We start from the raw sequence: 22,951 nt of genomic DNA on the forward strand, positions 1-22,951 counted from the left end.
GCTCACGAACTCCTGACTGCTGCGTAGTCGTCGAAGAGCTCTTCGAAACGGACGACGAGGGTGTCGATCGAATCCGAAGGGACAGGGCCGTCTTCGGGTCCCTTCGGAAGGAACTTGCGCGGCACGGGCGGTGCCGATTCGGCCTCGCGGATCCACTCCTCCAGAAGGCTGCCGTCCACTCCGTCGTCCTCGGCGAGCACGTCGTACATCAGAGTGCTTGCCGAGGCGTTGACCGCCCTCGCCAAGGCGTTCACTTCACGTCCGGTCCGCACCTTGTTGCGTGCCACCATCCGTATCAACGCCTGGGCCGTGGGCCGGTGGTCGATGACGTCGAGGCGGAGAACGGTGTTGAGCACATCCTGGTTCCCACAGGCCACCTGTACCGGTCCGTAGTCGCTACCGTCCCTGAACAACTCGGCTGCCCACCACAGACGGGAGAAAGCCTGCGTGTAATGGGCCCCGCGAAAACGGCTCGCGGCAACCATGGGGGGAAGTCCGTCCTTGGCCTTGGCCGGTAGGTGGCGCCAAACCACGTAATCGGGAGCCACCGCAAGCGCAAGGAAGTTCCACAACCTGCTGTCGGCCGCTTCTCGGCGCGTCAGACGCAATGCGGCGTGCAGCCTGGGAGCAAGCCAGGCATCCGCCTTCGTCGGAGTGTCGTGACGATAAAGGTGCATCACGTCGTCGATGAGGTCCCTAACCGGAACGACCTCCGAGCGCACCTGAAGGTCGTCGAGCGGCTCGGTGACCTTGTTCAGCGCGATGTACGGCGGTGACTCCTGCCCGGAAAGCACTCCCGTGCTCAAGTACTTCGCCGCATTGATATCGGAGAGCAGTGCCAGTCGCTCCGGCAGGTGTTCGGGCTTTTCCGTCATGTTCAGCTCTCCCGCTGGGACACATCGAGGGTTCGAATCGCCGTACCCAGGTTCCTGGCCACTTTCGCACGGCGGCCCGCCGCGTAGTTGATGCGCGGCTGAAGCTCGTTCCAGGCTGCCGACTCAGCGCGGCGAACATGGATCTCTCGCAAGGCGTCGACTTCGGAGTGGTCGGGAAGTATGTCGGCGAGCATGCCCTGCAGTACGCCGTCGCGCCAGCCTCCGGGCCACAGCGGCTCACCACGTTCGTCCGTTTCCAAGTCACTGACGAGGGAGTGGAAGACCGCTGTCCAGACGTCGGAAGCGATCTGCGCCGCGAGCATGTCGCGAACCGCCCTCTCCAAGGGGCTGCCCGTGGAATTGATCAGCTCCGAGACCCCTTCGAACCCTTTGTTCAGATGCACGGTGGGAAGGTCACCCGAGGTCTCGACAATCCAGGGCGCGTCCTTGAAAGGACGCAGCCACTCCGGCCCCACGGTGAAGTCGATCTCGTTGACCACCATCTCGCGCTGACGAGTGGGGGTGGTGGCCGTCAGGTCGACGACCCACGACTCCTCGGCTTCGCCGATCATCCGTCCCGATACGCCATCCACCGTGGCCACGGCCACGATCGTCAGCTCGGCCCGGCTGCGGTAGGCCGACCGCCAGAAGCGCAGGTGTCCATACCAGTTTGCTTCTGCGCCGTCGCCCTCCCGCATGAGCCGGACCGTCGTCCGCGAATTGGTCGCCTTCTCCGTCAAAACCGCGACGACCGAGACGTCGGACCACGGGCCGTCGGCAAGTTCCTTGACCGGTAGTGCAGCGGAAATCGTGAGGCGGACGCTTTCCCAGTCGTCCCGATCCACCTGGTGCAGTGCCACGACACGCTCCTGGGTGGAGAAACTCCGGGTGTCCAGGTCGTGTTGGTAGCGACCTTCGAGCTCCTGGCGAACACCCGTCACTTTGAAGGCGATCTCGCCGGTCAGCCGCCGGTACGGATAGACCTTCACTGCGAAACCTCCCTCGACTTCTGCAGCTCGACGATCAAGCCGGCCAGTTCGGCCCGGACAGGATGTGTGGACACCTCGGTAACCGCGCTGAAGGAGGCACTGCGGGCACCTGCCTTGAAACGCAACTTGCCTTCGACGAGTTCGCAGTTCTGCCCCGGTACGACTTCCGCCCACCCGACGGAGGGCCGTCCGCCGGAACGAACATCGAACTTCGCGACGGGCACCAGGAGCCAGGGGTCCTGACCGGCCGGCAGTTTGACCTCAGCCCTTACTCGCCAAGCACCCGACGCGTCGAGTTCCGCGTCCAGGCCACGAATCGTCGGTACTTTTCCTCCACGGACCGTCGAAGGTGCCGATCCTGTGTCGAGTCCCAGGAGGTCGCGCAACACCTTCGAACCGCTCTTGTTTCTCTCCCGGGAACGTCCCACGAGTTCCCGCACAGCCGTGTTGGCGGCCCGCGTGAACTCGCTGATCCTTCGATGAGCAGTCGCCGAATACAGGGCACGCAGCTCATCGGTCTGCCCCCACTTGTTGTGCTCTGGAGGTTCCGACGCCCGGAGAAACGCCTCCGCCAGATCCGCGTTCTCGGAGCCGTCTCCTGCTGCGTGACCGACGAGCAGTACGGCTTGGAAGGGGTTCGTACCCAACGGCAGGTCCGGCACCCGGGCCGACCTGATCACCATGCGGTTGCCGCGCATGCCGACGATCTGGTTCGGCTTGCCGTCCATATCCTCGGCCGAGGTGATCAGGAGAACGGCCTCGTGCTCGACCACTCCGCCCTGGCCGCGCAAGGGCGGCACCTTCAGCGGCACACGCACTTGGGCGACCTGCCCGGTTTCGGTCAGGCGATCGACGGTCTCCCCGTCCAGGTATGCCTTGAGCGCGCGCGTGCGGGACGGCTGTACACGCTGTGGCTCGACACGTTCCTCGTCGATGACCACGTGTCCGTTGCGTAGGGTTGTCACCGATGCCTCCAGGAGAGGGGTCTTGTCCCTGCCCACCGTCATGGCGGCCCAGAAGTTCCGGCCGAGCGCCTCCACGAGGCGCTCGTGCATCGACTGCACCGTCTCTTCTTCCTCCGCGGTGTCCGCGCCGTTGGGCGATTCGGCGACCAGGCTCGCCGCATCGTGCGCACCGACGATCAGGAAGGACGTGCCGGGATCTGCGCTCTCCCGGGTGAGGTGCAGCCTCGCCACCGTCTCCTCGTCCGCCCACCAGGAACGAGCCACGCCCTCGTTGCCGGGTGACGTGTCGGGCTCACCGAGCCAGGCGGGTCCGGCCCAAGGCTCATCGTCCACGATGCGCCACGGCAGTTCGAGGCGCCCGATCAGGCGACGCTCCGTCCGCCCCTCGTGCTGCTCGGAGAGGGTGGAGTTGACGAGGACCATGCCGAGCCGGCTGGTAGCCCAAAGGGTGGCCTTGCCCAGGCCGTACGAGCCACCGGCGCTCGCGTCGGACTTCCGACTGTCGAGCTGCCGCCGCATGACGGCGGCGAACCTGCCGTCCTCATAGTCGTCACCGGTGAGGCCCGAGGCGTTGTAGTCGTCGACCCTCAGCAGAACGAGGCGGTCACGCTCGTACATGTCGCGCAGGCCTTCGGCGATGACGCGCCCCACCTTTTGCTCCTGCGCGGCAGCCGCCTCGTAGTGAGGGAAGAGGTCGTCCCAGCCGATGGCCTCACGGAATCGGGCGAGGGACTCACCCGTCAACTCGTGCAGGGTGTAGCGGACGCGGACGGGCTTGGTTCGATCGAGCCGCTCGTCAAGGCTGTTCTGCGTGGCCTCGCGAGCCAAGACCTCCACATCAGCCTCAAAAGCGAACGTGGCAGCGTTCCCGAAGTCCCGGCCGCCGTCGGCGTAGGCGGGGCGGTGGTACCAGGTGACCGGACGGCTGCCCACCACGTCGGTCGTGCGCGTGTGCACGCTCACGTAGTCCACATCGAACACGGCGGCGATGGCTCGCATGGTCTCTTCGCGAGGGGTGGCTCGTCCTGTGATCCAGGCCGAGACAGCAGCTCGGGTGAGGCCCACCTGCTCCGCGAGATCCGCTTGATTCATGTTCGCCCGGCGCAACTGCCGAGCAAGCCACGGACCGAAGTCCTCTCCACTGACCACGTACGGCTCCCCCACCACATCAGCTCCAGGTCAGAGCACTCTAGCATGCGCCATTTGACATCTGGAGATTGCGACAATATTTGTTGACAAGCCTCGACGGGTCACCCCGCAAGGGCCTCATGGGTTAACTTCTCCCCGTTTGTCCATTCCTGACGCTTTAAGTCCACTTTCGCCGCCCCATGCCCCAAGATTCGGAGTCAAGGATTCCGAATGTAGAGATCCGAGAGGCTGCAGAATCGATGTTGCGGCACTCTTGTCGGCGCCGCTACGGTTTGAAACATGGCCCCCGTAGCCCCACGGGAAACAACCGTCACGATCTGCGGGTGCCTAGTTTGCTGTGCCCACACCCCCGGCACGCCAACAAGATCGTAATTCCGCACCGCCCAAGCACGAATAACCGATCTCAACAACACCCATAGGGGGCCTGCCGTGAGCAGTGACCTTGACGACCCTTCCGGGTCAAATTCCGATTCGCCTGAAATCGCGAGAATGCGTCGAATCCTCGCCGAGTATGACGCGATTGAGGATCCCGTCCTGAAGTCCGAATACCTGGACGCGCACGGGCGGAGCTTCGCGACCATCATGACCTACCGGAAGATCGTCGCTCGCGCCGACCGTCGTTCGGCCCCGGCGCCCGTCACTGCCACGGTCCGTATCCGCGCGACCCGCCGTCGCACCCGTCGCGGCCCCACGTCCCCCTCCTCGCGTGCGTACGAGACCACTCGGCCGGGCGACTCGCCGCGGAACCGCGGTGGCCGTGACCGCGTCACTGTCGTCATCATCTTCGACTTCCCGTCTCCCTAGCCCCTCGGGCTGGTCATCTGGATCTTCTCTCTCCCCCCACGCCTTCCATCGGCCGGGGTCGGCTGTGCCGTCGTGCACGAAATCCGCCGGCCCCGGCATCGTCGATCACCAACAGAACGGACTTCTTGTGAGCCAGCAGCCGTTGTCGAGCGCTTCGTCTGCAACCCCCGTGATCGCCAAGATTCTCGAACAGTCGGAACGCGTTCTGGAGACCTACCGTGTGGACCCCGGGCTGGTCCAGGAACACGCCAATGGGGAACGTCGCATCGCGCAGGGTGGATACGGGGACAGGCAGCTTTTCGAGCTTGTCCAGAACGCCGCTGACGAAATCGCAAACGAACCGGGCGGGAAGGTTCACGTCGTACTGACCGAGTCCCATCTGTACTGCGCCAACACAGGAACGGAAGTGACACCCGACGGCGCCGAGACCATCCTTCGGATGAGCGTCTCCCGAAAACGCGGTGGCCAGATCGGTCGATTCGGTGTTGGTGTGAAGTCGGTGCTCGTCGTAACGGACGCGCCTCAGTTCTTCAGCACGTCGGGAAGTTTCGGTTTCGACCGCGACTGGTCCCACTCCGAAATCTGTCGGGCCATCGGTGTCCAGTCGGACCCCGACGTGGAGACCCCCGTTCTCCGCATGGCCCGCCCCCTGAACGAAGCCGAGGAACGTCGCTCCGACCCCGTTCTCGACGAGCTGCTGGGCTGGGCGACCACTGTGGTTCGTCTTCCTCTGCTGCAAGGCAAGGCCGACCGCCTGGGCAAGGACATCTACCTCGCCAAGGACGACCCCCAGCAGGAGGAGTTCCCCGCTCTCTTCCAGCTCTTCTCGCCGCACGTGAGCACGGTGACGTTGGAAGACCGTCGGATCGGCAACGGGCGCAGCAAGGTGCGGCGTGTGATCACGGTGGAGCAGGACGGCTTCCACCGCACGATCCAGGAGTGGCGCCCCGGGGGAGGAGCAGCCAGCAGCCGCTGGAAGGTCTTCGGCCTCACGCACAGACCGACCGACGAAGCCCGTCGAAGCGCCGGCGAGATGCACGACCGGGGCACGATCGACATCGCCTGGGCTGTCCCGGAGTACATGGGAGAACCTCCGTTCTCCACGCCCAAAGGACGCGGACGGTTCTGGTCCTTCTTCCCGACCAAGTACGAGATGACGCTGAGCGGAGCGCTCAACGGCGCCTGGAAGACAAACGAGGATCGCCAGAACCTGCTCGACTCCACGGCATTCAACAGAGAGTTGATTCAGGTGGCCGCCCGCCTGGTCGTGGAGTCGCTGCCTCACCTCTCGCCGCCGAGCGATCCCGCCGCGTATCTGACACTTCTGCCGGGCCGCCCACGCGAGTCGGAGACCGTCAGTTGGGCCGACCTCCTGCTGACCCGGAAAATCTGGGAGTTGGCCGCACAGCTCCCGTCCCTGCCGGACCAGGAGGGTGTTCTTCGCGCACCCCGCGATCTGCGCTTCCCGCCGGTCGAGGGCAAGGATGCCACCAAGATTCTCAAATCCGACTGGCTCCGCATGTGGAGCGCCTACCCCGGTCGCCCCTCGAACTGGGTGCACCCGTCCGTGGACACCACGGGCCGCCTCCGGTCCGGCAAGGTCGAGCACATCCTGAACGAGGCGAAGCACCCGCGTGCCACGGTGCGCGAATGGCTGGAGGCCCTCGTCGGCGATGGCACAGCCGAGGCTTCAGCCACCGCAATCCGCATCTTCGCCGAGATGGTCGCGGCCGGCTCGCCGTTCGTGGAGGAGGCCCGGAGGGCACGTTTCGTCCTGACCGAATCCCACGGGATGGTGCCTCCGGTGCCCAACAAGGTCTGGCGCCGCGTCGTGCAGGACGGCCTCAAGGACGATCTTGTCTACGTGGACCCGAAGCTCTCCGACGATCCGACATTGCAGAGTGCCCTCAGCAACATCGGGATCCGCGAGGCAGACGACCGAGGTCGTTTCTCCGGAGTCCTGGACCAGGGGTTCGAGGCATACGGACCGCGTGACTGGACGCGTTTCTGGGAGCTCTTCCGCAGCGCAGGCGGCACGCACGTCACCGCCGAAGTGCGGCGCCGATTCCCGGAGCCGCTGAAAACCCTGCGCGTACAGACGATCGACGGGCGCTTCCACCCCATGTACGACTGTCTGCTGCCGGGGCCGATCGTTCCTGACGACGGCTCGCGCGACACGTCCATCGCGGTGAACGTGAAGTTCCACTCGGACGACTTGGCAGTCCTGCGTGAGTTCGGCCTGCACGACCGCCCGGTCGGTGGACATGGGCCGGAGGAGGAAATCTGGTTCGAGGAGTACCGCAACTACCAGTACGAAAGCTACTGCCGGACCCTCGGTCCCCGGGACAACCGCCCCCAGATCATCCGGATGAACCTGAGCGGGTCACCCGTCGCCAGGTCCCTGCACCTGTTGCTGCGGCTGTCCGACGAAGGGAAGGCGGCCTTCGTGAGGGCCCTCCCGGACGCGTATGTCGTAGACGCGTGGACCATGCAGTTCGGTGCCCAGGCCCAGACCCGCCGAGCCATCTCGTCACCACTGCGTTGGATGGTCCGCCGGTACGGTTTGGTCCCCACCTCTCAGGGCGTGAAGCGCCTCGCGGAAGCCGTCGGGCCCCAGCTCACCTCGTACTCCGATGTCCTTCCCGTCGCCGACATCAGTCCCGAGAAGGCGCGCAAACTCCGGTTGCCTCTCACGGTCGACGCCGTCCCGGAGGACCAGTGGGAAAGGCTCATCGAACAGCTCCTGCGCAGCGAGGACGATGTCTTCGTGGGCAACACCTACGTGCTGTTGAATCGTTTGGACGTTCCCTTCCCCGAGAACGTCCTGACCCGCTGCCGCATCGGCGACGAGTGGGGCAGCCGGGAGGACGGCGAGATCGCGGTCGCCGCAACGGCCGACGAGTACCGGGCGCTCCGGGCCGAGGGGTTGCCGGCTCTGCTCACTCAAAGGGCCGAGGACGCCGAACTCCTCATCGAGAAGTGGGGAATGCTGCGGTACACGGACGTGATCACCAAGGAGATCCGTCATGTTCCGGCGGGCGAGCCGATCCCGCTGCGTGACGCCTACCCGGCGTTGCGGCAACGCCTCGGCAGCCAGATCAACAACTACTCCCTTTTGAACTGCTCCGAGCTGGAACAGGTGACCCGCACGCCCAATGGCATCAAGTCCAGTCCCTTGACGAGTGCCATGCAGGGCACCACCGTCCTCGTCCTTGAACCGAAGTCTCCCTTGGAAGCGCTGGTGGCCGCCGACCGGGAACTCCGATGGAACCTGGGCGAGGCCGGTTGCCGCGCCGTGCTCGAAGCACAACGGCAACAGGAACAGGACCGTAAGGTCCAGGCCGCTCTCCAAGCCGTGCGGGACGCCGAAACGGTCGTGGAGAAGCTGGCCCTGCTGCTGGGAGCCGAGACTCTGCGCGACCGCCTTCCCGCCGGCCTCCTCGCCAGCGAGCAGAGCGAGTCCGACGGAGAAGAGCCCACTCCGGAACGCATCGCGCAGATGGCGTACAACGCGCACGGCGACGGTGTTCTCCAGGTCCACGCGAAGGATCTCCAGGCGGCCTATCCGAACCACGCGCCGTCGTCGTTCACCGGCATGACTCCCGCCGTGAAGTTCGTCTCCGACCTCCGCTTCCCCGACTCCTTCGCGGGCTCTCGTGCACCGTCTCTGGCGCCGCGCATCGATGTGGACGGCCCGAGCGAGTTTCCTCGCCTGCACGACTATCAGGAGCGTCTGGCCACCAACGTCTTCGCCATGCTCGATCGCGTCCAGCCCCAACGGGGAATGCTGTCGTTGCCCACCGGTGCGGGTAAGACCCGTGTGGCCTCGGAAGCCGTCATCCGCTGGATCAAGCAGGACGGTGACATCGGAGGCCCGATCCTGTGGGTGGCGCAGACGGAAGAGCTCTGTGAGCAGGCAGTCCAGAGCTGGAAGTTCGTGTGGTCCAAGGTCGGCGCGGACAACCCTCTCGCGATCAGCAGACTCTGGTCGTCGAACGAGGCGGGTCCGGTGAGCGATCGGCCCCACCTCGTGGTCGCCACGGACGCCAAGTTGCGAAGCTGCCTGGACACCGACAGCTACGCGTGGCTACGCGATGCTGCGCTGGTCATTGTCGACGAAGCTCACGTTGCGATTGCCCGGCAGTACACGGAACTCCTCGCCTCCATGGGTATCACGGCCTCTCGCACGGATCGCCATCTGCTGGGCCTCACCGCGACGCCGTTCCGCAATACCAACGAGGACGAGACCCGTCGTCTGATCCGGCGGTTCGGCGCACGGCGGCTCGACGACGGTGTTTTCGCGTCCGGCGATCCGTACGCCGAACTCCAGGAGCTGGGTATGTTGGCTCGGGTCGAACATCGCGAACTGACCGGCGGAACGATCGAGTTGACCGAAGACGAAATCGAGCGTGCGGACCAGTTGAGCGTTCTGTCGAAGGCCGCCGAGCAGCGCCTGGCAGAGGACCACGACCGCAACCGACGTATCGTCGAGGAAATCGCCGGCATGCCCTCGGACTGGCCTGTCCTGGTCTTCGCCACATCCGTCGCACATGCCAAGTTCCTCGCCGCCAAGCTCAACGACCGAGGTATCCATTCGGCGGCCGTCGATTCGGCGACCAGTCCCAACGACCGGTTCAACCGCATCACGGACTTCCGGCACGGTCGGCTTCGCGTCCTCACGAACTACGGCGTTCTCACCCAGGGCTTCGACGCGCCCGCCACCAAGGCCGTCGTGGTTGCCCGACCGACGTACAGTCCGAACGTCTACCAGCAGATGATCGGGCGCGGTCTCCGAGGGCCGCGCAACGGTGGCAAGGACACCTGCCTGATCCTCAACGTCCGCGACAACATCAGCAACTACGGCAAGGCACTGGCCTTCACGCAGTTCGAGTATCTGTGGAGCACCAAGTGATCAGCGCGTACGCCGAAAGCCCGCCGCTCACCGCGGAGCAGCAGGCTGTCGTCGACCAGCCGTGGGACGCACGGGTTCTCGTCACCGCAGGACCCGGAGCGGGCAAGACGCACACGCTGATTCGGCGGCTCGATGCCTTGATGAGTCGTGAGGACGACGCCCTCGAAGCCCGGGAGATCCTGGTCCTGAGCTTCTCGCGGGCCGCGGTGCGAGAGCTCAAGGAGAGGATCCGCAGGCACGCCCATCACGCGAGGAGAGTGAGGGCTCAGACTTTCGACTCCTGGGCCTACGCCCTGCTGACCTCTGCATACCCCGACGAGGACTGGAGCCAGTACTCCTTCGACGAGCGCATTCGGAAGGCGGAACAAGCGATCCTCAAGGGTGCTGTGGAGTCCACCGAGGCCGGCGCGCCGGCTCATGTGGTGATCGACGAAGTTCAGGATCTCGTCGGCGATCGGCGCAACATGGTCGAGGCGTTGCTGGACCACTTCCAGGACTCCTGCGGCTTCACCCTGGTCGGCGACGCCGCCCAGGCGATCTACGGCTTTCAGGTGTCCGATCCCGATGCGCGAGCCGCCGAGACCAACGAGTTCTTCGCCTGGCTGCGCGCCTCGTACTTCGACGACTTGGCGGAACTCCGTCTGTCGGCCAACTTCCGCGCGGCGTCGGAGGAGGCACGGATCGGGCTGCCAGTCGGCGCGTCCCTTCAAGAATTGTCCCCGAGGGCTGCCGACAGCGATTCCGCGGGCGAGTCGCTGTACCAGGATCTGAGGTCGCGTCTGCTGACGCTGCCGTCCTTCGGGGAGCTCGATGCACCCTTCACACTCGACTCGCTCCGGAACCATCCCGACACCACGGCCATCCTGTGTCGGGACAACGCCCAAGCGCTTGTCATCTCGCAGACACTGTCCGAGCACGATGTGCCGCACCGAATGCAGCGCTCTCTGCGTGAGAGGCCCGTGCCTTCGTGGGTGGCCGGAGTGCTGCGTCGTACCGGCACGGCGGCGCTCGGTGAGGAGCGGTTCCGGGAACTCGTCGCGGAGGTCGGTGTTCCCGCAGACACCGATGTCGACCTCCTATGGCGTTCCCTGCGTGGCGCCGCACGTGACCGTCGTGGACTGGTGGATCTGGCAAGGGTGCACCGGCTGATTGCCGAAGGCAGGTTCCCCGACGAACTCTCCGCTCCGGAAACGGCCCATCTGGTCGTGTCCACCGTCCACCGCGCCAAGGGTCTGGAGTTCGACCGGGTCGTCGTCGTCGAACCGCCGCCCCTGGCGGAGCTTCGCAAGCGACACACCCACATCGATCCCGCCGCCGAGGCCCGCGCTCTGTACGTCGCCGTGACCCGTGCTCGGTACGACCTGTACCGGCTCGCCGCTCCCGAGACCTCACGCTTGCGTCGCCACCGCGTCATCGACCGGTGGTACGTGGGCGGTTGGAAGCCCCACGAGCGCTACGGCATCGAGGCCGCGGCACCGGACGTGTCCACCGAGCACCCTCCGGGCACGGACGTCTTCCAGGATGACGCCGTCGCTCTCCAGGACTACTTGGCAGGCACGGTCCGCTCCGGGGACGCCGTCATTCTCCGTCGCGAGCACGACATGCCACTGGGCGCCGAGCAGAGCCCGCCCTACGTCGTCCTCCACCAGGGACGTTCCATAGCCGTCGCCTCGGAACGCTTTCGCCGCGACCTCCACACCCTGCTCAAGATCAACAAGACATGGGACATCCGCTGGCCGGACGAAATCCACGGCCTTCGGATCGACGCCGTGGAAAGTGTCGCCGGAAGCACGGCGTCCGGTGCCCGCGCCAGCCTCGGGGATCATGGGGTTTGGCTGGTCCCGCGCCTGGTGGGGCTGGGGCGCTACAAGTCGAACGGAAACGCGTAGGAGGACAACGGTCGATGACGAACACCGAGAGTCGGCACGCCGCGCACTACGCGGCTCGACAGAGCCTCGTCGACCAGCTTCGAAGGGATCTGCTCGGACCCGGCGCCGAGGACGAGGTACTCACTCAGGACCCGCCGATCACGACGTACCCGATCGGTGTCCTCTTTCCGCGCCCGGCCGACGACGACGCAATGGACGAACAGGTCGCAAGCCTCCGCGAGACGGACGGGCTCGACGAGGTCCCTGTCCTGGCTCACTCGGACGCCGAGGACACGGGGTACGAGCTGGGCGTTTCGCTCGCCAACGACCGCCGGCCCTCTTCCATGGGCCTCACCTTCGCTGTCGATCCGTGCGCCTCCTCCGCGGTGGTGGTCCGGGCGGAGGCCGCCATGTACGACCCGATCGACAACGAGGGTCGCGTCGTCTCGGCGAAGCGTGCGCAGGCTCGCAGCACGGAGGATCAGTCCGAGCACTGGCGCCGACGCGGGCTGCCGCTGCGTCCCGTGACCATCGACGTGACCACGCCCGGCATGCAGGAGTTCGAGCCGCTGGCCGAGGACGTGTTGCTGCGTGCACTGGTGCGCAGGCCTACAGCCCCGTCCGGGACCGTGACCGTCACCGTCACCCTCATCAACGACAAGCGCATCAGCGAACGCGAACTGCAGGATGCTTTCAGCCTCTTTCAGCCCAGGCTCACTGTGGAGACCCCTGCCGGCGAGAAGGCGTTCGTGGAGCGCCCCACCGCGCTGAACGCTGTCGACGAGGAACAGGCCGCGAGCAGACTGCTGCATCGTCACGCTCCGACGTTCGCCGTGGGGCACGGCTGCGCGGCCCAGTGGGACTGGACACCGCCGCCCGTGGGAACGCCGTACTCCAGGCGAGCGGCCGTCTCGATGGTGCGTACGGAGTTCGTGCCCGCACACGAAGTACTCCTCACCGATTCCAACGAGGAGATCAACAGCGACGCCCTCACCATGCATGGCCTCGCGAAGCTACCGGACGCCGTCGTGCTCAACGCCCTCGAAGACTTGGCCGCCGGGTACGAACGCTGGATCGACGCTCGGCGTTCCGAGGCCACGGAGTTGGCAGGAACCGCCTTCGAGCAGGCTGCGGAGGATCAGCTGAAGGCGTGTGCTGCCGCTTTGGGGCGTATGAGGCGTGGCATCGACGTGCTGCGCGACGACTCGGATGTCATGCACGCCTTCCGGCTGGCCAACGACGCCATGGCGCAGCAGCGGGCTCGCAGCGCCTGGGTGAAGGGCGGACGCGCCGGTACTCCGGACCCGGCCTCCAGTCGATGGCGCCCCTTCCAGATCTCGTTCATGCTGCTGTGCCTCGAAGGGATCGTGGACCCTGATCACCCGGACCGGAAACTCGCCGACCTGCTGTGGTTCCCGACCGGTGGCGGCAAGACCGAGGCGTACCTCGGGCTGATCGCGCTCACCACCTTCCTGCGGCGCATCCGCAGGAAGGAACAGGGCGCCGGGGTGACCGTCCTCATGCGCTACACGCTTCGGCTTCTCACACTGCAGCAGTTCGAGCGTGCCACGATCCTGATCTGCGCCATGGAACTCATGCGTCAGGCGGACGAGACCCTGTTGGGGTCGGAGCCCATTTCCATCGGCATGTGGGTCGGCCAGTCCGCGACTCCGAACAAGTTGAGCGTCGCCGAGGACAGCATCCAGCAACTCCGCAAGGGAAAGGTTCTCCAGGAGAAGAATCCTGTGCAGTTGCACGCCTGCCCGTGGTGCGGCACCCGTCTCGACGCCCACCAGTACGAGGTCGACCACCACGCGACGCGGATGCACGTCCGCTGCCCCGACCCGACGTGCGACTTCACCGGTGGACTCCCGGTGCACCTGGTCGACGAAGCCGTCTACGAGGCCCGTCCGACCCTGATCATCGCCACTGTCGACAAGTTCGCCTCCATGCCGTGGCGCGAACAGACGGCGGCCCTATTCAACCGGGACCGGTCGGACGACACCCCTCCCCCGGAACTGATCGTCCAGGACGAGCTCCATCTCATCTCCGGACCTCTCGGGACGCTCACCGGACTCTACGAAACCGCGGTGGACGCACTTGCCGACCGACCGAAGGTAATCGCTTCCACCGCGACCATCCGCCGCGCCTCAGAACAGGGACGGGCGCTGTTCGACCGGGAGGTCCGTCAGTTTCCGCCCGCGGGCCTGGACGCCCGCGACTCCTGGTTCGCCGTCGAGACACCACGCGAGAAGAAGGCCAGCCGCCAATACGTGGGCCTGCTCACCCCCAGCACGAGTCAGTCCACGCTGCTGATCCGCACCTACGCTGCTCTCCTGCACCAGGCACTGCGCATGGACACGTCCGAGGCGGTCCGTGACGCTTACTGGAGCCTCGTCGGCTACTTCAACAGCCTGCGTCTGCTCGCCGCTGCCGAACTACAGGTGCACGACGACGTCGAGGCGTATCTGGAGTACTTGGCCGAACGCGACGGCACGCCCAGGCGGAAGGTCCTGGAGCTCACCGAGCTGACCAGTCGCGCCAACTCCAGCGAGATCCCGAGTCGACTCAAGCAGATCGAGCGGGGACTGCCGGACGAGGAAACCGTGGACGTGCTCCTGGCCACAAACATGATCTCTGTCGGCGTAGACGTTGATCGGCTGGGGCTCATGGCAGTGATGGGACAGCCTCAGACGACGGCCGAGTACATCCAGGCGACAAGCCGCGTAGGACGAAGTCATCCCGGACTGGTTGCCGTGATGCTCAACTCGACGCGTTCCAGGGATCGTTCGCACTACGAGAACTTCCTGCACTTCCACTCCGCGCTCTATCGCGAGGTCGAGTCGACGTCGGTCACACCGTTCTCCGCACGGGCCCGCGACCGCGGGTTGCACGCCGTCGTCGTCGCTCTCGCGCGAATCCTGATCCCCGAAGCCCGGCCGAACGACGGAGCGGGGCGCGTCGATCTCTTCGAGAACGAACTCCGAGGGCGGATCCGCGAGATCCTCCTCGGCCGAGTCGAGGGCACCATGACCGGGCAGGCCGGGGTCCGTGACAACAGGGAATACGAGGCGACGGCCCAGGCCTTCGACGACTTCGTCGACTATTGGATGGACGAGGCCGAGGCACACGGTGGCCTCTACTACGAGCCCGTGCGCGGCAGAAAGGTGCCATCTCTGCTCTGCGCTTTCGACGACGAGTCCAACGACGAGGCGTGGCCCACCCTGTGGAGCCTGCGCGACGTCGACGCGGAATCCGCGCTCTTCATGGAGGCATCCCGATGACCCCGCCCCCTGCTCGTCGCCGCCGTGGTTCGGGCGCACCCGAGCGCAGCTACCAGCGCAAGGGATCCGTCCGACGAGCGCAGATGATCACTACGTACGGGGTCGGCTCAATGGTCGCCGTCGACGGCGAATCGTTCATCGTCGCGGGTACGGACTCCTGGAACATCACCGAGGCTCCTCGCATCCACGAGCCCCGACTCGCTCGCATCCTCGGCGTGAAGTCCTTCCGGCTCCCTCCGGCCTCCGACGACACGAGCAAGGACGGTGTGCATGTCCGCCGCTTCCCGCTCTGGCATTCGTGCCCCAGTTGCAACGCCCTTCAGCACGTCCGCGCTTTCAACTCGCCTCCGGGAAAGAACGAGTGCGGTGACTGTCAGGAGGACCTGGTGCCGTCGCGCTTTGTAGTTGCCTGCTCCAAGGGCCACATCGACGACTTCCCGTACTGGAAGTGGGCCCACCGCAACAACCGGCAGGAGGGCGCATCAGGACTGTGCGGCGGTGAAATGCGGCTGCGTACGACTGGCCGAACCGCCTCTCTGCGCTCCGTGCTGATCTCGTGCACCTGCGGCATCCCCGAAGTCTCCATGGAGGGCGCCTTCAGGCGGAGTGCCCTGGCGAAACTGCATGTCCGCTGCTCGGGCGCGCGGCCGTGGTTGAAGGACGCGCCGGCAGAGACCTCCTGCACCGAGGTTCCTCGTACGCTCCAGCGTGGTTCCTCAATGGCTTGGCAACCCATCGTGAAGTCGGCGTTGTCCATTCCCCCGTGGAGCGACGGTCTGGCCGCCCGCCTCGCAGACCGCTGGGACGACCTGCGTTCCCTCGACCGGGCGGGGCTGGAGATCTACCTCAAGGCCCTCGCATCGAGAGAAGGCGAGGTAATTCCCGTCGAAGCCGTACTTGCCCTCCTGGAGGCCGAACGGCACGAGGAGGCCGACCTCGAAGAGGATGCCGACCACAACAGCGGGTACTTCGCCCTGCGCAAGCAGGAGTACGAACGACTCCGTGCCGGCAACGCGGAACGGGACAGTACGCGCGAGGAGCAGTTCATCTGCGAAGCCCCGGCGGAGTCCTCCAACGCCCTGGAGCCGTTCGGGCTCACCACGCCCATGCTTGTAAAGCGCCTGCGAGAGGTCCGCGCTCTCAAGTCCTTCTCACGCGTCCACACTCCCGACTCCAATATCGAGGTCCACGAAGCACCGCTCTCGCTGGTCGAGTTGGACTGGCTACCGGCCATGGAAGTGCAGGGCGAAGGGGTGTTCTTGCGGTTGGACGTGGAAAGAGTGGATGCCTGGGCACGCAATGCGGCCGTCGCCGTCCGCGGAGAGCGCATACGCACCAATCACACGCGGCTACTGCGCGAAAGGGCATCCGACCCGCAGTCGGCGCCGACCTCGCCCGCGACGCCACGCATGATCCTGCTGCACACGTTGGCGCACATACTCATCAACGAGTGGAGCTTGGAGGCCGGTTACCCGGCCGCCTCCCTACGGGAGCGCCTGTACGCCGACGAGACCATGGCAGGCCTGCTGATCTACACGGCAACCAGCGACTCGGCGGGCAGTCTCGGCGGGCTGGTCGCACAAGGTGAGCCGAATCGTTTGGTTCGCACGCTGCGGTCGGCGTTGCACCGCGCAGAGTGGTGCAGCGCCGATCCCTTGTGCATCGAGTCGGAGGCGGGGGGAACGGGCAGCGTCAATCTCGCGGCCTGCCATGCGTGTGTCCTGCTTCCCGAGACCAGTTGTGAGCAGAACAACGGCCTCCTCGATCGGGCCTTTTTGGTTGGTACGCCCGAGGACGCGTCTGTGGGTTTCTTCCGGCAGGTACTCGATCTGTAAGCCAATCGGTCAGCCACTACCGCCTAGTTCGGCGTCGTAGCGGGTCTGAGCACGATCCAAGGCCTCGTCCACGTCGCAGCCGTGCGCACGAAGCCAGTGGAGGAAGTCCGTGATCACCGTGATCGCCGAGTCCTCGGCCACGGCCCTCCCCAGTCTTCCCTGGCCAGGTCGGAGAGGCTGTTTCACACCCGAGTAGAGCTCCAGCAAGGCCTCGGCCCGTCGCACACCAGGGCCTTCCACATGGCCGTTCGGCGATGTGAGACCCGTTGCCAGCTCGCACCATGTGACCTTCCGGTCAAGACCGAGCTGCACGCCCCAGCGTGCGGCGATCGCATCGACGAGGGCCATGCCTCGCCCTCCCTCCGAGTCGATGTTCGCGTCGAGGAGGGTGGGCAGGGCGCGCGTATCGGGGTCGTGGACCTCGATACGCAGATGCACCCCGTTCATCGACACCGCGAGGGTGGCCGGTGTTCCGGTGCCGACGTGCGTGATGACGTTGGACGCCAACTCGCTCACACAGAGCTGGGCTTCGTCGGTGACGTCGTGCAGGCCCCAGATGCCCAGATGCAGCCGCATGATCCGCCGCAGGGCGGCCACCTCCGTCGGCTCGGCCGTGAAGGCGAGGTCCCACGGTTTGCGCATCACGCATGCTTCCTTACCCACGGAAATCCCTCTCGTCGCAGGCGACACCCCAATGAGCCACACAGCGTCACGGGGAATCACGATGAGTTGCGTTGCCATCAGAGTGCAGCCGGCGGATCCCTTCGTGCAATGTGCACGGCGAGATTCCCACTTCTGAGTGATTGGCAAGTGCACCCCTTGGCGCGAGACTGAACGCCCGCTATTTGAAACGGGGTTGATATGGCCGGATCGCCCACGGCACGCCGTCGTCGCCTGTCGTACGAGCTGAAGAAGCTCCGCGAGCAGGCCACTCTCACCTGCGCCCAAGTCGGCGCGGCCCTGGACTGGAGCGGTTCCAAGGTCAATCGAATGGAGACGGGCAGCGGGCGCGTGCAGCCGTCGGACATCGACGCCCTCTGCCGGTTCTACGGCACCAGCGATGAGCTGCGCGAGTTCCTCAAGTCGCTTGCCCGGCAAGCCAAGATGCGCGGCTGGTGGCAGGTGCACGGCTCAGGTGTTCCGGAGTGGTTCAACATCTACATCGGCCTGGAGCAGGAGGCATCCACCTTCCGCCAGTACCAGTGCGAGTTGGTGCCCGGCCTCATGCAGACCCATGCCTACACGTCCGAGCTCCACAGGACCGGCGCGCACATGTCTGCCGAGGACATCGACAGGGCCGTACAGGTGCGCATGGAACGTCAAGCTCTACTGAAGGGGCCCGACGCCCCCGAAGCCTGGTTCATCGTGAACGAGGGCGCCCTGCGCAATGTCATCGGGGACCGGGGGCTGATGCGCGAGCAGATCGAACGCGTCCTGGACACCGCCCAGTTGCCAGCCGTGACCCTTCAGGTCCTCCCCTTCGACTCCGGCACCTATCCGGCCACGGGCTCCTTCACCATGCTGGGCTTTCCCGCGCTGGAGGATCCCGACATCGTCTATCGGGACGGCATCACCGATGCCGTCTACCTGGAGGGCGAGCATCATGTTCGTGAGTACACCCGAGCGTTCGACGGCCTACGAGCCGCCGCCCTGAGCCCTCAACGTTCGGCCCAGTTGATCGAAACAATCTTGAAGGAATACGCACGGTGAGCATTACAACGCCCAGCGGGAAGAGCCGTCCGGTGTGGTTCACATCGTCGTACAGCAATGGTGCAGGAGGGGAGTGCGTCGAGTGCGCGCTGCTGGATGACGGTGCCCTCGTTCGTGACTCGAAGAGTGTGGGAGGGGCTGAGATCGCTGTGCGAAGCGGGGCTTGGTTCTGCTTTGTGCGCGCTGTGAAGCAGGACGCGGAGGGCTGAGGGTTCCTCAGGTCGTTTCGCAGCCCCATCCCCCGTCACCAAGTCGCCACGGTCGACTCATAGTGCTCTGCCAGAGCGCTCCGGTCGATCAGGTCCGTATCCGGGATCCGTAGTGAGGTGCCGGCCAGTTCGCTGTACGTGGCGTAGCCGCCGAGGCTCGGGGCGACTTGGACGATGAAGTCTTCGGGTCTGATGGCCAGGAGGCCGCTGTCGAAGAGGTGGTGAATGTCCGAGCGGAGGAGAAGGCCTTCCTCCTCTCTGTGCTGCTCGGTGACCGCGAAGGCCCGGAGATGGGCGGCTTGGAGCACTTCCGCGGGAGCAGGCCCCGTGACCGCGCAGATCATCCCGTATCGACGGACCAGCGCCCGGCGGAACGCATCCTGACCCCGTCGCACTGCCAGCGTTGTGCGCCGACGCCCGCCGGGCAACTCGAAGGGACGAGGCCGCACGCCGGCGGATGCCCGCCTTCTGCGGGGAAGCCGGACACCCCTGAAGGCCACGGCTTCAAGGACCCCGGAGTAGTCCAAGGCTTTGATCGACTGTTGGTCGGAATTGGTCAAGCTGAGTTCGGAGAGCAGGGCCTTTTCGAGGCACCCCTCGAGGGCCTGCCAGGTTCCTCCGTAATGAGCCCGATAGGAGGTCACCTCTATCGTCTCTGTCGAAGGGTCGTCGAAAGCTTCTCCGCACGGACTGCACCTGAATCTGGGGAGCGTCGTGGTCCGCTCCTTGAAGCCGGTGCTCCCGCAACCAGGGCATCTGCTCCGGAGCTTCTCCTGATTCGGGAAGATCTCCAACTGCTCGACGTAGCCGATGCCAAGAGCCTCGCGTCCGCTGCGGACCACCACCAGGTCGTCCAGCGCGACGCGTCGATGATTGCCCACGGTGGAGTCGTAGCTGTAGGACTCCTCGATGACGTCCTCGTAGCCGGCGTTCCCCTGGAACTGGCGGTCCTCGCCCGCGATCAGGAACGACCAAGCCCTGCCGACCGCTTCCCCCGTGACAATCCCTGTCTCGTCCATGACACGAGCTTATGAGGCGGCAACTGACATCCGCTCTGGACGTGGGTATCCCGGCCGGGGGCGTATTCGGCTTGCGCGCAATCACAGGGCCTCGCTCGGTAGGCGCAATCCGCTGCAATCCTCGGGCGCACCTGGGGCCCGCATGCGCATCCTGTATCTCCATCGACCCCAGACGGAGGGTGAGCATGACGCTCAGGTTCATCGGTACGACCAGCGACGACGGTGACTGTCCCACCCTGTACGAGATCGAGGGAACGGACGAGATCCTCGTCCAGGGTGAGCGAGAGGCCGACCCGGAGCACCTGGTCCAACTACGGGACGTCAAGGAGTCGGAGACCTTCGTTCGTGTCCCGCGCAGCCTGCTGACCCGATACGCGCCCAAGAGCGACGCCCCTGCACTCCAGCCGTTCGCTTCCATTTCCGGCCTCTTCCGGGACTTCAAGCACACCGCTTGGCGCTTGGAGACGCGCCGTGGATATGGCTCCGACCGCACCAGCCCCAAGTGGGCCCGGTTCCTGGCGGGCGAGGACGTCTCTCGTGGGCCGGACAACGCCTGGCGGGAGAACGTCCGCGCCCAGACCGCGCAAGGCAAGCGGTTCGAGCGCGTACGGCTCGTCGACGAACCACCGACCCAGGGCCAGGAGTTCCTCCTCGGGTCCGCGCCCGGCAACGTGGCCGCAGGAGAGGACATCCGCAACCTGACCCGCGCCCAGGCGCTGGAACTGCGGTTGCCCGACTATGACTTCTGGCTGTTCGACTCGAAGATCCTCGCCCGTTTCGCCTTCGATGACGAGGACACCACCCTCGGCGTGTACATCACCGAGCAGCCGGCCGACGTCCTCGTCGCCTGCCAGGCCAGGGACACCGCCTGGCACCATGCCGTACGTACCGAAGAGTTCGCCAGGCGGGTACGTTCCATCATGTGAGCACGGACTACCAGACCGCCAGAGAAGCCCTCGGCGCGCGACTGCGCGAGCTGCGCACCGAGGCCGGTCTGGAGGGCAAGGACCTTGCCGCCAAGCTCGACTGCCAGCCCTCCAAGGTCTCCCGTCTACAGAACGGCAAGCAGTCCCCGTCCGCCGACGACTTGACGGCGTGGGCACTTGCCTGCGGCCGACCGGATGTCGAAGCAGAGCTCCAGGGCCTTCGGGCCGGACTGGAGATGAAACAGCGGCACCGCTCGTGGCGACGCCAGCTGGCCGGCGGACACCGTGGCCGTCAGGAGATCGCTGTCCGGCAGACGGAGGCCACGAAGTCCATCCGCGGGCTTGAGGTCTCACGCGTGCCAGGGCTGTTCCAGACCCCGGAGTACGCCCGCGTCATCTTCGACGCCAACGCGGAATTTCGGGGCATCACGCCGACCACAGAGGCAGCGGTCGAAGCCAGGATGCGCCGCCAAGAGGCCCTGTACGACCCGGCGAAGACGTTCCGGTTCCTCGTGTGCGAGGCCGCCCTGTACCACCGCTTGTGTCCTGCGGACGTGATGGCCGAGCAACTGGACCGGCTGTACAACCTGGTGGGCCAGCGCCGGATCGAGCTCGGCATCCTGCCCTTCGGCGCGCAACTACGGCGTACGGCCCCGCATGCCTTCTGGATCTACGACCGCCGGTTGGTCATCGTCGAGACAATCAGCGAGGAGTTGTGGCTCAACGGCGATGACGACATCCAGCTGTACGAGCGGGCGTGGGACTGGCTGGCCGAGTCCGCCGAGTACGGTGCCCCCGCGCGTCGGCTGATCGGCCGGGCGAGGGCTTCTTTGGATCTCTCGTAGCCAATCAGGTGCAAGCGCCGTACCGGCAGACGCAATCACGCGCAATCGACGCGCAGTTGCGCAATTGCCCCATCTACCGTCCTGGTCATGGCCCCCCAACTCGCCCGGTCCACTCGGCAGGCAGGCCAGGACTGGCTCCTGGACTGCGTTCGAAATCCCACTGACGTATGCCGTGCATGGGCTGCTGAGGAGTTCGCTCGCATTCCGAGCGGCGAGCACTGGCGCGTAGCGGAGGGGTCGTTACTCCCCTCCCTTCGAGCGATGAAACACCTGGGCAGCCGACAGCTCGGCCCCGTTCTGGTTGATGTGGCGGCGGGGCGGGCCTGGTGGCTTCTGCCTACAGGCCTCCGTGACGAACTGGACGGCGTCCCACAGCTGATCGTGCATCCGCCTGGCTGGCTGCTCGTCACTCCACCCGTCCTGTGTGCGATCGGCGATCGCTGCTGGCTGGAGCGACCGGACGGCTCTGGCCGCCTCACCGACCCGAGAGCTCTCGGCGTCGCGTTCGGTGCCGCTGGACAACTTCTCGCGGAGGCCCGCGCATGACGTCCACCGCAGCGTCGGCGGGTATGCCGTCAGACGAACCTGACACCCCGCCGCTCAGCGAACTTCTCGTACGCTCAGCGGCTGGCCTCCGCGAACGAGTCGCGGCACAGGCCCTCGTCGAAGAGGAAGAACTCCTCACCCGGGACAACGTCCGAACCGCGCTCGTGACGAAGCACGGCGGTGTCATGACCTGCCGGTGGGAGAGCATTGCGGGACGCCTCTACACCCTTGGGCTCGACGACGGCGAGCGCATCTTCCTCGGGTTGGTGCTGTCGATCGTGGGTGTGCGGCGGAGTTCCCTCGCTGACGTTCGCTACCTCGACGAGCATCGTTTGAAGATCGTGCTTCAGGCGCTGATCCGACTGGCCGACGCTGACTGGATCGCGATCGGCATGCGGCTGTGAGCCGTCGTCGGCCGTCGGATTGATCCCATCCTCGCTGCTTCCCGCTGCGCATGGCCTTCGCCAACGCGGCGGGTCCAGATCCCCCCTGTCCGGAGGACGCGACGACTGCCGCGCTCCGGGAGAGGGCTGTCCGAAGGTCCTCCAACTGTGAAGGAGCCCGTCCCATGACCCTCACCGCGGTCGCCGCCAAGCCCCGCACCGGCCGTTCCCTCGTCACCGACACGGAGTTCGAGATTCTCGCCGCGTTCTGCGCCGACGAGTACGGCCTGGAACGCTGCGTGGCCGACCGGGTCGTCGACCAGGCCCTCGCCCTCGTCTTCGTCATGGGGAGCAGTGGTGACGGGGCGAGCATGGCACCGTCGCAGCAGGTCGATCCCGGCTGGCACACGCTCATCCTGCACACCGGCTGGTACGCCGACTGGTGCGAGCGCAGCTTCGGCTACTTCCTGCACCACCAGCCCAACGCCAAGGTCCGCACGCGTGGGCTGATGGTCGACGTCGTGGGCCGGTTGCGTACCGCCGGGTTCGAGGTCGACGAACGGCTGTGGGGCACGGCCGCCGAATGCAACCCGCCCACCTGCTGCGGCGACGGCGACGGCTGCTGACACCTC

At 65.8% G+C, this 22,951-nt stretch carries 16 protein-coding genes; 11 read left to right on the forward strand and 5 right to left on the reverse strand.

Annotation, left to right across the window (positions count from 1 at the left end; translation table 11 throughout):
* Positions 1-2: 2 nt before the first annotated feature.
* From ACIBTS_RS25045 to ACIBTS_RS25055, 3 genes are read right to left on the reverse strand one after another with little or no spacing between them, the layout of a single operon-like run.
* Positions 3-875 carry a DUF6339 family protein gene (locus ACIBTS_RS25045; RefSeq protein ID WP_399322294.1) on the reverse strand — a complete coding sequence of 291 codons (873 nt, stop codon included), beginning with the start codon at positions 873-875 and terminating at the stop codon, positions 3-5.
* 2 nt (positions 876-877) lie between these two features.
* The gene (locus tag ACIBTS_RS25050; protein ID WP_399322295.1) at positions 878-1,864 is read right to left on the reverse strand and encodes a hypothetical protein; all 987 of its coding nucleotides are present in this window, start codon (positions 1,862-1,864) and stop codon (positions 878-880) included.
* Positions 1,861-3,978 carry a helix-turn-helix transcriptional regulator gene (locus ACIBTS_RS25055; protein ID WP_399322296.1) on the reverse strand — a complete coding sequence of 706 codons (2,118 nt, stop codon included), beginning with the start codon at positions 3,976-3,978 and terminating at the stop codon, positions 1,861-1,863. The genes ACIBTS_RS25050 and ACIBTS_RS25055 overlap by 4 nt, the downstream gene beginning before the upstream one ends.
* 489 nt (positions 3,979-4,467) lie before the next feature.
* Here ACIBTS_RS25055 and ACIBTS_RS25060 point away from each other — a divergent pair, with 489 nt between their 5' ends.
* From ACIBTS_RS25060 to drmB, 5 genes are all read left to right on the forward strand, one after another.
* On the forward strand, positions 4,468-4,782 hold the full coding sequence (locus ACIBTS_RS25060) for a hypothetical protein (protein ID WP_399322297.1): 315 nt from the start codon (positions 4,468-4,470) through the stop codon (positions 4,780-4,782).
* Positions 4,783-4,909: 127 nt separating this feature from the next.
* The gene (locus ACIBTS_RS25065; protein ID WP_399322299.1) at positions 4,910-9,694 is read left to right on the forward strand and encodes a DEAD/DEAH box helicase; all 4,785 of its coding nucleotides are present in this window, start codon (positions 4,910-4,912) and stop codon (positions 9,692-9,694) included.
* The gene (locus tag ACIBTS_RS25070; RefSeq protein ID WP_399322300.1) at positions 9,691-11,583 is read left to right on the forward strand and encodes a UvrD-helicase domain-containing protein; all 1,893 of its coding nucleotides are present in this window, start codon (positions 9,691-9,693) and stop codon (positions 11,581-11,583) included. The genes ACIBTS_RS25065 and ACIBTS_RS25070 overlap by 4 nt, the downstream gene beginning before the upstream one ends.
* 14 nt (positions 11,584-11,597) lie before the next feature.
* On the forward strand, positions 11,598-14,846 hold the full coding sequence (locus ACIBTS_RS25075) for a helicase-related protein (RefSeq protein WP_399322302.1): 3,249 nt from the start codon (positions 11,598-11,600) through the stop codon (positions 14,844-14,846).
* Positions 14,843-16,681, forward strand: coding sequence for a DrmB family protein (drmB, locus tag ACIBTS_RS25080; protein WP_399322304.1), 1,839 nt, complete (start codon positions 14,843-14,845; stop codon positions 16,679-16,681). The genes ACIBTS_RS25075 and drmB overlap by 4 nt, the downstream gene beginning before the upstream one ends.
* 9 nt (positions 16,682-16,690) lie before the next feature.
* On the opposite strand, the gene ACIBTS_RS25085 is transcribed toward drmB, so the two are convergent.
* Positions 16,691-17,323, reverse strand: coding sequence for an ATP-binding protein (locus ACIBTS_RS25085; RefSeq protein WP_399322305.1), 633 nt, complete (start codon positions 17,321-17,323; stop codon positions 16,691-16,693).
* Between the two features lie 219 nt (positions 17,324-17,542).
* Here ACIBTS_RS25085 and ACIBTS_RS25090 point away from each other — a divergent pair, with 219 nt between their 5' ends.
* The gene (locus ACIBTS_RS25090) at positions 17,543-18,391 is read left to right on the forward strand and encodes a helix-turn-helix domain-containing protein (protein WP_399322307.1); all 849 of its coding nucleotides are present in this window, start codon (positions 17,543-17,545) and stop codon (positions 18,389-18,391) included.
* Positions 18,392-18,423: 32 nt separating this feature from the next.
* A complete protein-coding gene (locus tag ACIBTS_RS25095; RefSeq protein ID WP_399322465.1) occupies positions 18,424-18,600 on the forward strand; it encodes a DUF397 domain-containing protein in 177 nt (58 codons plus the stop codon).
* A 35-nt stretch (positions 18,601-18,635) separates the two neighbouring features.
* On the opposite strand, the gene ACIBTS_RS25100 is transcribed toward ACIBTS_RS25095, so the two are convergent.
* Positions 18,636-19,619, reverse strand: a complete 984-nt coding sequence (locus tag ACIBTS_RS25100; protein ID WP_399322308.1) for an HNH endonuclease — start codon at positions 19,617-19,619, stop codon at positions 18,636-18,638.
* 185 nt (positions 19,620-19,804) lie between these two features.
* Between ACIBTS_RS25100 and ACIBTS_RS25105 the strand changes: the two genes are divergently transcribed.
* From ACIBTS_RS25105 to ACIBTS_RS25120, 4 genes are all read left to right on the forward strand, one after another.
* Positions 19,805-20,545, forward strand: coding sequence for a DUF6879 family protein (locus ACIBTS_RS25105; protein WP_399322309.1), 741 nt, complete (start codon positions 19,805-19,807; stop codon positions 20,543-20,545).
* Positions 20,542-21,390 carry a helix-turn-helix domain-containing protein gene (locus ACIBTS_RS25110; protein WP_399322310.1) on the forward strand — a complete coding sequence of 283 codons (849 nt, stop codon included), beginning with the start codon at positions 20,542-20,544 and terminating at the stop codon, positions 21,388-21,390. The genes ACIBTS_RS25105 and ACIBTS_RS25110 overlap by 4 nt, the downstream gene beginning before the upstream one ends.
* Before the next feature lie 542 nt (positions 21,391-21,932).
* Entirely contained in the window at positions 21,933-22,340 is a 408-nt protein-coding gene (locus ACIBTS_RS25115) for a hypothetical protein (RefSeq protein WP_399322311.1), read from the forward strand.
* A 164-nt stretch (positions 22,341-22,504) separates the two neighbouring features.
* Entirely contained in the window at positions 22,505-22,945 is a 441-nt protein-coding gene (locus tag ACIBTS_RS25120) for a hypothetical protein (RefSeq protein WP_399322313.1), read from the forward strand.
* Positions 22,946-22,951: the final 6 nt, after the last annotated feature.

It is taken from the genome of Streptomyces sp. NPDC050121 (assembly GCF_044460385.1).
Taxonomy (GTDB): Bacteria; Actinomycetota; Actinomycetes; order Streptomycetales; family Streptomycetaceae; genus Streptomyces; species Streptomyces soliscabiei.

Excerpts from the sequence above, each read along its gene's own strand:
- ACIBTS_RS25045 (WP_399322294.1), bottom strand. The coding sequence starts at position 875 with ATGACGGAAAAGCCCGAACACCTGCCGGAGCGACTGGCACTGCTCTCC.
- ACIBTS_RS25060 (WP_399322297.1), top strand. The coding sequence starts at position 4,468 with ATGCGTCGAATCCTCGCCGAGTATGACGCGATTGAGGATCCCGTCCTG.
- ACIBTS_RS25075 (WP_399322302.1), top strand. The coding sequence starts at position 11,598 with ATGACGAACACCGAGAGTCGGCACGCCGCGCACTACGCGGCTCGACAG.
- drmB (WP_399322304.1), top strand. The coding sequence starts at position 14,843 with ATGACCCCGCCCCCTGCTCGTCGCCGCCGTGGTTCGGGCGCACCCGAG.
- ACIBTS_RS25085 (WP_399322305.1), bottom strand. The coding sequence starts at position 17,323 with ATGCGCAAACCGTGGGACCTCGCCTTCACGGCCGAGCCGACGGAGGTG.
- ACIBTS_RS25090 (WP_399322307.1), top strand. The coding sequence starts at position 17,543 with ATGGCCGGATCGCCCACGGCACGCCGTCGTCGCCTGTCGTACGAGCTG.
- ACIBTS_RS25100 (WP_399322308.1), bottom strand. The coding sequence starts at position 19,619 with ATGGACGAGACAGGGATTGTCACGGGGGAAGCGGTCGGCAGGGCTTGG.
- ACIBTS_RS25105 (WP_399322309.1), top strand. The coding sequence starts at position 19,805 with ATGACGCTCAGGTTCATCGGTACGACCAGCGACGACGGTGACTGTCCC.
- ACIBTS_RS25115 (WP_399322311.1), top strand. The coding sequence starts at position 21,933 with ATGACGTCCACCGCAGCGTCGGCGGGTATGCCGTCAGACGAACCTGAC.
- ACIBTS_RS25120 (WP_399322313.1), top strand. The coding sequence starts at position 22,505 with ATGACCCTCACCGCGGTCGCCGCCAAGCCCCGCACCGGCCGTTCCCTC.